This window comes from Cohnella herbarum, from assembly GCF_012849095.1.
Lineage (GTDB): Bacteria > Bacillota > Bacilli > Paenibacillales > Paenibacillaceae > Cohnella > Cohnella herbarum.
Genome location: NZ_CP051680.1, coordinates 634,591 through 646,901 on the forward strand (window position 1 = coordinate 634,591; position 12,311 = coordinate 646,901).

Below are 12,311 nucleotides of genomic sequence, written 5' to 3' on the forward strand. Positions count from 1 at the left end.
ATTTTGTTACTGCTCAACCTCTCTAGCTATTATCCCTTCCGTTCAGGGAGTGAGAGTGGAAGTAAGCGTACATCCCACTAGCCATTATCCCTTTTGTTCAGGGAGTGGGATGGAGCCTAATCGACGAAGCGAATAGATAGTGTCAAACAATCATCCGAGAATGGAAAGGGGAGAAGCGAGTGGATAGCGTCAAAGTTTGGATCGTCGAAGATGATAAGGACTGGCTTCGCGGCCTGAGCGCCTATTTAGGTGCGCAAGCCGGTATCGAGGTTACTTTTACGGCGGATAATCCGGAAAGCGTGCGGCAAGCTCTAGAGAGAACGTCGATTGTGAACTCGATGGATGTTGAATCTGCAGGCGCTCAAGATGCAATGGTTGAGGAGTCTAGTGTGAATTCGGCGGATGTCGTTTTAATGGACATTATGTTGAACGGAGTACCGGCGGGGATAGGGCTAGCTGAAGAAGTGGCAACAACGATCGGTGCCAGAGTGATCATGTTAACTTCGATGGAGGAGAAAGACCTTATTTTCCGCTCGTTCCAAGCAGGTGCCATCGATTATCAGATTAAATCCGATTACGTTGCACTACCCGATGCGATTAAAGCTGCAGCGCGTCGGGAGTCTCCGATTAGCTCGGCAGCAGCGGATCGAATGCGTGAGGAGTTTCGTCGTTTGAAACGGATGGAGCGGGAGTTCGAGGCTAAGAAAATGCAGGATCTCATTACGCCTTCCGAATTAGAGCTTTTAAAGCTCATCGACAAAGGCTACACCCAAACGGAAATCGCGGGCAGACTCGTCGTCTCGATCCGAACCGTCAAAAACCACATCAACCACATCCTTAAGAAACTAGGCTCCAAAGGCTCAAAAGAAGCGGCTCAAGAGGCGAAGGAGAAGGGATTGTTTTAATGTGCACTGAGCGAGGTTGGATGGCCGCTTACAGTTGATTTAATCAACTGTATCCCGACGTAGTCTGGCTAAATCCTCGAAAGTAACCCGAACCGCCAATTTAACCCGACTTAGTCGGGCTAGATCCTCGAAAGTAACCCGAACCGCCAAACTAACCAGACCCTACGATTTAAAGCGGCGTAGTCGCTCTAAATCCGTGAAAGTCCCTAGAAGAGGCGATTTAAAGCGGTGTAGTCGCGCTAAATCCGCGAAAGTCCCTAGAACAGGTGATTTAAAGCGGCGTAGCCGCTCTAAATCCGCGAAAGTCCCTAGAACAGGTGATTTAAAGCGGCGTAGACGCTCTAAATCCGCGAAAGTCCCTAGAAGAGGCGGTTTAAAGCGGCGTAGACGCTCTAAATCCGCGAAAGTCCCTAGAAAAGGTGATTTAAAGCGGCGTAGACGCTCTAAATCCGCGAAAGTCCCTAGAAGAGGCGGTTTAAAGCGGCGTAGTCGCTCTAAATCCGCGAAAGTCCCTAGTACAGGCGGTTTAAAGCGGCGTAGACGCTCTAAATCCGCGAAAGACTCTGGATCCTTCGATTTAAGGCGGCGTAGCCGCTCTAAATCCGCCAAATCCCGCTCTAAATCCGCCAAATTGCAGCTAGAATAGAAAGTGGACACCTCATAAGAACTAACAGATAATAAAAAACAATAAGAAGATGAGGTGTCCGGTATGGGTGAGAAGAGACAGCATTACAGTGAAGAGTTTAAAGAACAGACTGTTAAATACATTCAGGAACAGACAAAGACATTGCCCCAGATCGGAGAAGATTTAAACATCCCAAGTGGTACGTTAAAACAGTGGATGACCAAGTACCGCAAGTTTGAGAATGAACCGCTTGTAGATCGTGCGACCCTTCACCAGAAAGATAAGCAACTGATGGAGCAAGAACGCACGATTGAGGATCTCAAGGAAGAAATCGCTATCCTAAAAAAGGCCATGCACATCTTCAGCAAAGAAAGGAACTAAGGTTCCAGTTCATCGAAGATCATCGCTCCGAGTTTCGAATGGAGAAGATGTGCACAGTTCTATGTGTATCACGGAGCGGTTACTATAAATGGCTCTTGGAGAAGACCGTCCAGAACAGTTATCAGAAGCGTCGCAGAGCGCTATTGGCGCGAATCACCTGGCTTTTCCTAGACGCTCACAACAGGTATGGTAGCCCTAAAATCACAAAACTTCTACGAAAAGAAGGTTGGACAGTTTCTGAACGTTTAGTAGGGAAAATCATGCATGAGAATGGTTTACGTTCTTGTGTATCTAAGAAATTCCGAGTGACCACCACTGACTCGAATCACGATCAACCTATAGCACCAAACGTGCTGAATCAGAATTTTAAGACGACTGCACCTAACAAGATTTGGGTAACCGATATTACCTATATACCGTGCCGTGAAGGCCGTTTGTACCTCGCCAGCGTTCTGGATTTATATACCCGTAAGATTGTGGGCTGGAAGCTCGCAGACCGAATGACAACCGATTTAGTGCTTGCAGCGCTTGATCAGGCATACAGTACGCACAAACCTCCCAAAGGGCTTATACACCACTCTGATCGGGGTTCGCAGTATGCATCAGATGAATACCGTGAAAGGTTAAAGCAATATGGCATGGAAGCAAGCATGAGCCGCAAAGGTAACTGCTACGACAACGCCTGTATCGAATCGTTCCACAGCGTGCTGAAGAAGGAGTTTATTTACTGTACGAAATTTCAAACGAAGGCGCAGGCGCAACAAGAGATGTTTGTATATATTGAGCTCTTCTACAACCGTAAGAGAATACATGGTTCGCTAGGTTACTTATCACCTTCGCAATTCGAAGCCCAGTACTATACCAGTATTAAATAAACGCTCTTATAGCGTGTCCACTTTCTTGACAGAGGTCCAAATCCCGCTCTAAATCCGCCAAATCCCGCGCTCTAAATCTACGAAATCTCCCCGCAAATGCACCTGCCGCATCCACCCCACCGCCTGGTTTGTTTCCTCTATCCCAAGGGTACCATATAAAGTTGGTACTATTTTTTTTGCGCCGATTTTCTAGAATGAAGATGAAATAGGGTTGATCACGCATGGATATCACTTAGCGGAAAAGAGGGACTTAGATGGCATTCGAAGCATTTTCGCCGGCACACGGATTAGGGGTGGCGATAGCCGCGATATTCGTAATCGGGATTATCGTCTTTCGCAAGAGATTGCGAGATACCGGATCTCGAGCTAACCGTAACGCGAGGTATGCGCTTGTGGCGATCCTCGTCGGCTGCGAGTTGTCTCTTCAAGCGTGGTACGGTATCACGAATAATTGGGGCCTGTACTCCCTGCCGTTCCAGCTATGCAGCATCATGATGTGGTTATCCGCGGTGCTGCTCCTGACCCGCAACCGTAAACTTTACGAAGTTACTTTTTTCCTCGGGATCATGGGCGCATTCCAAGCGCTCATAACGCCGAACTTGGATGTCTCTTATCCGCAATTCCGCTTTTTCCACTTCTTCATCGCTCATGGGGCAATCGTAGGTGCAAGCGTGTTCCTCACGGTCATCGAAGGCTATCGACCGACGGCGGCGTCGGTATTCCGAGCGCTCGGGTGGCTGCACGTGCTGGCGATCCCCGCCGCAATAACGAACGTCATGACCGGCAGCAACTTTATGTTCCTTGCCCGCAAGCCGGACACCGCTTCGATGCTGGACCTGCTTGCTCCGTGGCCGTGGTACCTTCTCCAATTGGAGCTTGTGGCGCTCATTTTATGCTTTTCGCTGCTCGGAATCGTAAGACTCGCAGATCGGTTATGGCGCGTACCTCATGCCCGGTACCCAAATTCGAATTCTTAAGAGACTAACCTCTTAGGTATCAAGTTTAAATCTCGAATGTATCTTGCATGTCATTTGAATCTCGTAAGTATCACATTTAGATCTCTTTGGTATCTCGCCGGCATCAAGTTTTTATCAAATTCATTTCTCATCGAACAAGTTCGTATCTCATATCATCAAGTTCGTATCTCATGTCATCAAGTAAGTATCTCATCGGTATCGCGTCCTTCAACTAAACCCAAACTCGAAATCATAGGAGGCTAATCGCATTATGGAGCTCATGATACGTAAACATTGGACATCGCTTCTCGGAGTCCTGTTCATCTTGGCCGCGTTCGTCACCTTATTCAAATATTCGATCGATCAAGGCTGGATCACCGACAGCATGAAAATCGGATTCGGTTTGCTAAGCGGCTCAGCGCTGTGCGTTGCAGGTTTAGCATTGGCCAATCGCAACAACAAATGGATATCCAGCGTGCAGATTATGATCGGGCTGGGAGCCTGTATCTTATATGCGACTTTTTCTTTCGCCGGAATTTACTACGGGTTATGGAGTCCGATGACGGTGTTGATCGGAATGGCCGCCGTCACGGCGGGAGTGTCGGTGTATGCTTACCGGTTCGATTCCAGGCTTCTAATGAACATCGCGCTTGCGGGAGGTTTGCTTTCCCCGTTGTTCATGCAGCCCGAGACGGATCAAGTATTTACTTTGTTCTTGTACTTATTCGTCCTTAATTCGGCGTTCTTCTTTCTGAGCATCGCGAAAAAATGGAGCGAGCTGCGAATTCACGCGTTCTTCGGAACTTGGATCGTCTATGCGGTTTATTTCGTCCACTTCGTCCCGTCGACCGAGGGCTTGTGGAGCATGCCGTTCCGTTACGCGGTCGCCGCATTCGTTTTTTACCTCATCGGATTTCTTATCTCCTCTTGGATCAATAACCGTTGTTTCGACGGATGGAATCTTTACTTGAGTTTGGCGAACGGCGTCTTGTTCGGTTGCTGGTCGATAGTCATCCTTCACGGCGATCTGCACTATGCTTATATCCTTGCTTTGATCGGCATCGTCTATATGGGCTCGGGCGCCGTAATCTATAAGCTTACTAAACAAGTTCAAACGGCTTCGGCGAGCCATGCGATCGGAGGGCTGCTCTTGCTCCTGATGGCCGCGTCCAATCTCGGAAGCGGGTTGGATGCGAAACCGATTATCAACGTATTCGTCTGGGGTGGAATCGCCGCAGCGCTTGCTATCGCAGGTCAGATCAAACGATTGCCGGTTGCAAGCTTAATGTCTATCGCGATATGGCTAATCGTCGGTTGCTATTGGTTTGTCGTTACCTGGGAGACCCTGCGCGGAGAGTGGTTCGGTACGTTTATCCCGTTCCTGAACTGGGGAGCGTTGGCTTGGATGCTGCTCGCCGCTATCGGCTTCTATTTCTCGGCGAAAGGCATCGTATTCGCAATGTCCGCCGCAAACGAAAAGTTGTTATCGAATCTATTCGCGCTGTTCGCTCATCTCATCGTCGGAGGATTGCTGACCGTGCAGATCGAGAATGTGTTTATCGTCTATTTCGACGATTCGACGGATCGGCTTCTCCAGTTGTCGCTCTCCGTGTCGTGGGGCATTTACGCAATGCTTCTGTTCCTATGGGGAGCTTATCGTCAACAAATGCTGTTCCGTATTTTCGGCGCCATTGTTTTACTGATCGTGGCCAGCAAAGCGATCTTCATGGACCTGGACAGCGAAAATATGATCTACAAAGTCGTCGCGCTGCTTATCCTTGGAGGGATTAGCTTCCTCATCACATGGATTAACGGCAAATGGAAGAAGGAATTCGGGAGTCATCCGTCGAATCCGGAGTTGTGACCAATCTCACAGTTTTAATTCCGTCAATCTGATACAGTCAATCCATCGCATCCATCTCAATCGAGAAGATAGGAACGTTGAGGGGGGAGTTGTATGGAGAGGGAAGCATTATTGAAAGTCGAACAGCTCGCCTTAAAAAAAGTAAAAGTATACAAAGACAGCCGATTGCGGTATCTTGCGCGCGCTATGTTGGCGAGCATGTTCATCGGTTTCGGGGTTATCGTCGCCTTCAAGACAGGGAGCTTTTTTTACGCGGAACATTCGCCACTAACTTATCCGATGGCCGCTATTACTTTCGGAGCCGCGATCATCTTGATCTCTTACGGCGGCGGAGATCTATTTACGGGAAACACGTTCTATTTCACCTATGCCGCGTTACGCCGGAAAATAAAAGCCGGCATGGCGGCGAATCTCTGTACGTGGACTTACGCGGGTAACGTCTTGGGCGCCGGGGTGTTCGCTTTTCTCATCTATACGACCGGACTGTTCGACGACTCTTCCGTTAACGGTTTTCTGCTTAGCGTGGTCGAGAAGAAGATGCACACGCCGATGGTGGAATTATTTTTCCGGGGAATTCTGTGTAATTGGCTCGTCTGTCTGGCTTTCTTCGTTCCCATGTCGATGAAGAGCGACGGCGCCAAAATGTTCGCCATGATGCTATTCGTGTTCTGCTTCTTCATCTCGGGGTATGAGCATAGCATCGCAAACTTATGTACGTTCGCCATCGCGCTAGTACTTGACCATCCGGGAACGATTTCTTTAGGCGGAGTTTTGCACAATCTCATTCCCGTTACGTTAGGTAACATAGTCGGTGGCGCTTTGCTAATGGGATTTATGTACGATTATGTGAATAAGCCTTTTATGGAAGATTAGACCAATTGGAGCGTGTTGAAAATGGCTAATAAAACAAGAATCGTCATCATCGGAGCGGGAGCGGTTGGTTCGACGACAGCGTATACGTTGCTGCTTAGAAATCGGGTAGACGAACTGGTACTGATCGACTCCAATCATAAGAAAGCGGTCGGGGATGCGCTGGACATGAATCACGGCATGCCTTTCTTGGGGGAGCGAAGCTGTGGGCAGGCACTTACGAGGATTGCCGGGATGCCGATATTATCGTCATTACGGCCGGAGCCGCGCAGAGAGAAGGGGAAACCCGGGTCGATCTGCTTAAACGGAACGCGGCTATATTCGATAGCATTATAACGGAAGTGCTGAAGCATAATTCGCATGGCATTCTATTGATCGCTTCCAATCCCGTCGACATCATGAGTTATTTTTCCTGGCGCAAATCGCAATGGCCCGTCAATCGGGTAATCGGATCCGGTACGTTGCTCGACAGCGCGCGCTTCCGTTATTTGATCGGAGATAAGTTGCAGATCGATCCGCGTAGCGTTCATGCTCATATTGTAGGGGAACACGGCGATTCGGAGCTGCCTCTGTGGAGTTTGGCGAACGTAGCGGGAGCGCAATTGCAATTGGAGGACGACGATAAAGAGGATATTTTTACGAATACCCGCGATGCGGCTTATCAGATCATCAGTGCCAAAGGAGCGACATATTACGCGATCGCTCTAGCGCTTGACCGGATCTGTACCGCGATTTTACGGGACGAAGGCGCCGTATTGAACGTCTCTACTTTGTTGGATGATTATCACGGCATATCGGATGTGTTCCTCGGCGTGCCTTGCATCGTCGATCGTCAGGGCGTGAGGGAAGTCATGAAAATTCATCTTTCCGACGACGAGAGGGTACTGCTGCATCGTTCCGCGGATAAACTTAAAGGATTGATCTCTTCAATCGCGGAGTAGTGGCAAAATTGTTAATTTATCTATCCTAAGAGGAAATAAAATTGTACAATGAGGGTGTTTTAGCGCCGCAATGAACAATTGAACCGATTAAGGGAGAAGAGACGATGTTGCTGCATAAGGGTCAGAAGCTATTATTCATCGGGGATTCGATCACGGATTGCGACCGGGCGAAGCCGGCGGGCGAAGGACTGTTCGGAGCATTAGGAAAAGGCTATGTTTCCATAGTGGATGCTATGCTGCAAGCGGTGTATCCGGAGCTTGGCATTCGCGTAGTCAATCAAGGGATCAGCGGGAACAACGTGGTCGATCTGCAGACAAGATGGCAGGAAGACGTACTCGACCACAATCCGGATTGGCTGTCGATCATGATAGGTACGAACGACGTATGGCGCCAATACGACACCCCGTTCATTAAAGAATGGCATGTCTATGCCGATAAATACGAAACGACTCTCCGTTCCTTGGTCGAACGCACGAAGCCGAAAGTGGGCAACTTAGTACTGATGACGCCTTTTTACTTGGAAAGCAACGAGCAGGATGCGATGCGCCGCACGATGGACGAGTACGGGGCGATCGTGAAGAAGATCGCGCAGGAAACGGGAACGCTGTTCATTGATACGCAGGCTGCGTTTAACGTCGTGCTCAAGGAGCTATACGCCGCTACGCTGGCTTGGGACCGAGTTCATCCGACGCAAACGGGTCATGTCGTTCTAGCCAGAGCGTTCTTAAATAAAGTCGGGTTTGAGTGGAATAGAAGTTAAGAGGTTAGCAGAGAGGGAAACCGCCGCTACTCGCGTCATGCGAGGGAGGCGGTTTCTATTCGTGCAACCGGAATCTCTCCAGCTGCAAGGTTAGATTTTCTTTCTTGAGAATTTCCCTTTGCTTAGACCCCATGAGATCAAAATGGGGAAACGGCGGACGGTTGTGGATATATTTCGGATTGAGTCCGTTGGCTATGCACCATTCTTTTAAGCGTTCCATATTCGCGTTGCCGACTTTCGTCACTGTGTTAAATTGCGGAAATCGGGCATCGAACCAGTAGTGGGTCAAGAAGGCGGTTTCTCCTCTCGCGACGGATGCCTTCCACGCATTCAGTTCCTCTCTTTTAATGCCGAAAGCCATTGTACGCCATCCTTTGCAAGTGAAATACGTGATGCGATAGGGATAGTATAGCACGAATATAAAGGTTTGACGGTTTACGGAATGGGGAGCATAATAGACCGCATGGACATTTTCATACATATACTCACGAACAACGTACTTCCGTTATCGCTTGTTATCGGACTGGGAATTCTCCTGCACCGCATTTTTACGCTGGATATTAAGACGCTTTCCAAATTGAATTTTTATTTGTTTTCTCCCGCGATCATGTTCGAGCTGCTGTACGGAACCGCGATATCGGTGCAGCTGTTCGGGCAAGTGTTGCTCTTCTTCGTCGTGTTCATGTTGGCGCAGTACGGCTTGCTGGAAGCGGTCGTAAGATTGCGCAAATACGACGGCGGCATGAGAGCGGCGATGAGAAATAGCGTGCTTTTCTACAATAGCGCCAATTACGGGATCCCGATCAATCAACTTGCATTCGCGGGTAATCCATACACGTTGTCGGTTCAGATTATTATCATGATGATGCAATCGCTAATTCCGAATACGTACGGCATCTACAGCGTAAATGCGCACAAAGCCGATTGGCGTGAAATCCGCAAGGCGATCTTATCGATGCCGGTCATTTACGTCATTCCGATTGCCTTGATGCTGCGCGGATTTCACGTTCCTTTACCCGAATTCCTGAATATATCGGTCGGCTACTTGTCGAGCGCTTTTATCGGGATGGCGTTATTTACGCTCGGCGTCCAACTCGGGAGCATGAAAGGCGGGCTCAGTCGCAAGCTTGCGCTTGATGTCGGCATCGCCTCGGCGCTGCGTTTGTTGGTCGGCCCGTTGCTGGCTTGGGGCGTCGTCGTAATCTTCGACGTGGAGAAGCTCGTGGCAGCGGCGCTTATCGTCTCGTCGGCCGTACCGACCTCGTTATCCAGTGTGCTGCTTGCCGTGGAGTTCGACAACGAGAAGGATTTTGCGTCCCAGTCGGTGCTCGTATCGACAGCGCTAAGCATTATAACGGTTACCGTTGTCATTTATTTACTTCGGGTGTGAAATACGGAATCGTGGATCGGCCGTCCCTTAGGGGGCGGTTTTTTTCGAATTGTTGCGAAAATGGTTAGTCACTCGAAATAATCGAACAACTCTCCGTCGTCGCGCCAAACCTGCAAGAATTACTCGAAATAATCGAGCAATTCCCCGTCAGGGCACCAAATCAGCCAGAATTACTCGAAATAATCGAGCAATTCCTCGCTGTAGCACCAAACTCGCCCGAATTACTCGAAATAATCGAACAACTCCCCGCCACGGAAACAAAACAACGAGAATTACTCGAAATAATCGAGCAATTCCCCGACTTAGCACCAAGCCAGCGGGAATTACTTAAATAATGTCTGCGATGAGCAATAAAGAGCCTGATATTCAACAACGGCAGTTAAAGTAGACTCACAGTTAAATGATCTTCCAAAATCACGCCTAAGAGTGAAGTTCATTCACAGTTAACAATGATACAATGGCAACAGGAGCAAAAATTGCGCAGAAAGAGGCGAGTACCTGTTGGATATCGTTAGAATCGGTATTGTCGGCTTAGGGAACATGGGGACGGGGCATGCGAAGTATTTGATTGAAGGTCAAGTAAGTGGAGCGGTTTTGGCGGCGGTAAGCGATATTAGCCCGGACCGTCTGAAGCTTGCGAAGGAGCAATGGGGAGATGCCGTCAGGACCTTCGATACTCCGGAAGCGATGTTCAGCTCAGGCGCCGTTGATGGCGTACTGTTGTGCACTCCTCACTATGATCATCCGAAACAGGCGATCGAAGCTTTCTCGCACGGACTTCACGTGCTCGTCGAGAAGCCGGCGGGCGTCTATACCCGGCAGGTGCGGGAAATGAACGAAGCTGCGGCGGCTAGCGGCAAAGTATACGGAATCATGTACAACCAGCGGACGAACCCGTTGTACATGAAGTTGCGGGAGCTGATCTCGTCCGGAGAGCTTGGGGAGATTAGGCGCATGAATTGGATTATTACGAATTGGTACCGCTCACAAGCGTACTATAATTCGGGAGGATGGAGAGCGACGTGGGCAGGAGAAGGCGGAGGGGTGCTCATCAATCAGGATCCGCATCAGCTGGATTTGTGGCAGTGGGCGACCGGACTTATGCCGACGCGGATTCGCGCTTTCTGTTCGTTCGGCAAGCACCGCAATATCGAAGTGGAGAACGATGTGACCGCATATGCGGAATACGAGAACGGAGCGACGGGGGTTTTCGTCACTTCGACTCATGAATGTCCGGGTACGAACCGATTTGAGATTTCGGGAGATCGCGGCAAAATCGTCATAGAGGACGAGAAGATGACGTTCTGGCGTCTGCGGCAGAAGGAGTCGGAATTTAACGAAAGCAACACGATTCCGTTCGCGCAGCCGGAAGCGTGGAAATGCGAGATTCCGGTGGCGTCGGGCGGAGCTCAGCATTTGGAAATTACGCGGGATTGGACGAAAGCGATCCTGCACGGAACGCCATTGCTGGCTCCGGGAGAAGACGGAATCAAAGGATTGACGATTTCCAACGCGATGTTGTTGTCCACCTGGACGGATACCTGGGTAGATCTCCCGATCGACGAAGATTTATTTTACGAGAAACTGCAAGAGCAAATCGCGTTATCGGCCAATTCCAGCAGATAAGATAAGGAGAATGACGATGTCCCAAGCCAATGGCATGAACTATGCGCCGCAAGGCAAACCTCGGCCGGTCGTTAGTCAAGGGGAATTTGTTTTCGCGGCAATGTCGCTCGATCATGGTCATATTTACGGCATGTGCAATGGGCTGATTGAGGCCGGCGCTACTTTGAAGTGGGTATACGATCCCGATCCGGACAAAGTGCGCAAGTTTATCGAGACGTACCCGCATGTCCGAGCGGCTTCGTCGGAGCAGCAAATCTTGCAAGACGCGGAAGTGACGTTAGTCGCCGCGGCTGCCATTCCATGCGATCGCGGACCGCTTGGCGTAAGGGCGATGGAACACGGCAAAGATTATTTTACGGACAAAACCCCGTTCACGACTTTGGAGCAATTGGAGCATGCGAAGCGCGCCGCGGCTCAAACGGGTCGCAAATATTCGGTCTATTACAGCGAGAGACTGCACGTGGAAAGCGCGGTATTCGCCGGTCAGCTCATTCGGGACGGCGCGATCGGGCGAGTCGTTCAAGTGCTGGGGCTGGGACCGCATCGATTGAATGCGTCGCAGAGGCCGGACTGGTTTTTCAAGAAGGCGCAGTACGGCGGCATTCTGTGCGATATCGGCAGCCACCAAATCGAACAGTTTCTCTATTACTCGGGCTGCGGCAACGCCGAAGTGCTTCATAGTAAAGTCGCCAATTACAATTGCAAGGGGTATCCCGAGCTTGAGGATTACGGTGACGCGACGTTGGTCGGCGACAATGGGGCTACGAATTATTTTCGCGTGGATTGGCTCACTCCGAACGGTTTGTCGACTTGGGGGACGGCCGAACGATTATCATGGGGACGAACGGTTATATCGAATTGCGTAAATACGTCGATATCGCGCGCGACGCGGGTGGAGATCAGCTCTACCTGGTTAATGGAGAAGGCGAGTTTCACATGGATCTTGCCGGGAAGGTTGGTTTCCCGTATTTCGGCGAGCTTCTGCTAGACGGTCTGAACCGTACGGAGATCGCGATGTCCCAAGCGCACGCATTCAAGGCAGCCGAGCTTTGTTTGCAAGCGCAAGCGAAAGCGATTCGAATCGAATAGTAGCGTGTAAAATCAGGAGTACAGAGGA

The 12,311-nt window shown here is 49.9% G+C and carries 9 protein-coding genes and 3 pseudogenes; 11 read left to right on the forward strand and 1 reads right to left on the reverse strand.

Translation table 11 applies throughout. The features are described 5' to 3' along the window. Window positions 1–179 precede the first annotated feature (179 nt). The 8 genes and pseudogenes from HH215_RS02490 (at window position 180) to HH215_RS02520 (ending at window position 8,178) form a co-directional block, all read left to right on the forward strand. Window positions 180–905 (forward strand): response regulator transcription factor, encoded by a 726-nt coding sequence (locus tag HH215_RS02490; RefSeq protein ID WP_169278461.1) that lies wholly within the window; start codon window positions 180–182, stop codon window positions 903–905. Between the two features lie 709 nt (window positions 906–1,614). Further along, the gene (locus HH215_RS36000) at window positions 1,615–1,911 is read left to right on the forward strand and encodes a transposase (RefSeq protein WP_169281813.1); all 297 of its coding nucleotides are present in this window, start codon (window positions 1,615–1,617) and stop codon (window positions 1,909–1,911) included. Window positions 1,912–1,919: 8 nt separating this feature from the next. Further along, window positions 1,920–2,786: pseudogene (locus HH215_RS02495) on the forward strand (IS3 family transposase); the annotation flags it as partial. A 254-nt stretch (window positions 2,787–3,040) separates the two neighbouring features. Further along, a complete protein-coding gene (locus HH215_RS02500) occupies window positions 3,041–3,763 on the forward strand; it encodes a YwaF family protein (protein WP_169278462.1) in 723 nt (240 codons plus the stop codon). Between the two features lie 250 nt (window positions 3,764–4,013). After that, a complete protein-coding gene (locus HH215_RS02505; RefSeq protein ID WP_169278463.1) occupies window positions 4,014–5,606 on the forward strand; it encodes a DUF2339 domain-containing protein in 1,593 nt (530 codons plus the stop codon). A 93-nt stretch (window positions 5,607–5,699) separates the two neighbouring features. Beyond that, complete coding sequence (locus HH215_RS02510) at window positions 5,700–6,479, forward strand: formate/nitrite transporter family protein (protein ID WP_169278464.1); 780 nt, start codon at window positions 5,700–5,702, stop codon at window positions 6,477–6,479. Between the two features lie 21 nt (window positions 6,480–6,500). Next, window positions 6,501–7,417 (forward strand): annotated as a pseudogene (locus HH215_RS02515) (L-lactate dehydrogenase). Between the two features lie 104 nt (window positions 7,418–7,521). After that, on the forward strand, window positions 7,522–8,178 hold the full coding sequence (locus HH215_RS02520) for an SGNH/GDSL hydrolase family protein (RefSeq protein WP_169278465.1): 657 nt from the start codon (window positions 7,522–7,524) through the stop codon (window positions 8,176–8,178). A gap of 55 nt (window positions 8,179–8,233) precedes the next feature. On the opposite strand, the gene HH215_RS02525 is transcribed toward HH215_RS02520, so the two are convergent. Then, entirely contained in the window at window positions 8,234–8,539 is a 306-nt protein-coding gene (locus HH215_RS02525) for a hypothetical protein (RefSeq protein WP_169278466.1), read from the reverse strand. A gap of 102 nt (window positions 8,540–8,641) precedes the next feature. Here HH215_RS02525 and HH215_RS02530 point away from each other — a divergent pair, with 102 nt between their 5' ends. The 3 genes and pseudogenes from HH215_RS02530 (at window position 8,642) to HH215_RS02540 (ending at window position 12,283) form a co-directional block, all read left to right on the forward strand. After that, complete coding sequence (locus HH215_RS02530) at window positions 8,642–9,568, forward strand: AEC family transporter (RefSeq protein ID WP_169278467.1); 927 nt, start codon at window positions 8,642–8,644, stop codon at window positions 9,566–9,568. Between the two features lie 501 nt (window positions 9,569–10,069). Then, complete coding sequence (locus tag HH215_RS02535) at window positions 10,070–11,194, forward strand: Gfo/Idh/MocA family protein (protein ID WP_169278468.1); 1,125 nt, start codon at window positions 10,070–10,072, stop codon at window positions 11,192–11,194. A gap of 16 nt (window positions 11,195–11,210) precedes the next feature. Next, a pseudogene (locus tag HH215_RS02540) lies at window positions 11,211–12,283 on the forward strand (Gfo/Idh/MocA family protein). Window positions 12,284–12,311 lie beyond the last annotated feature (28 nt).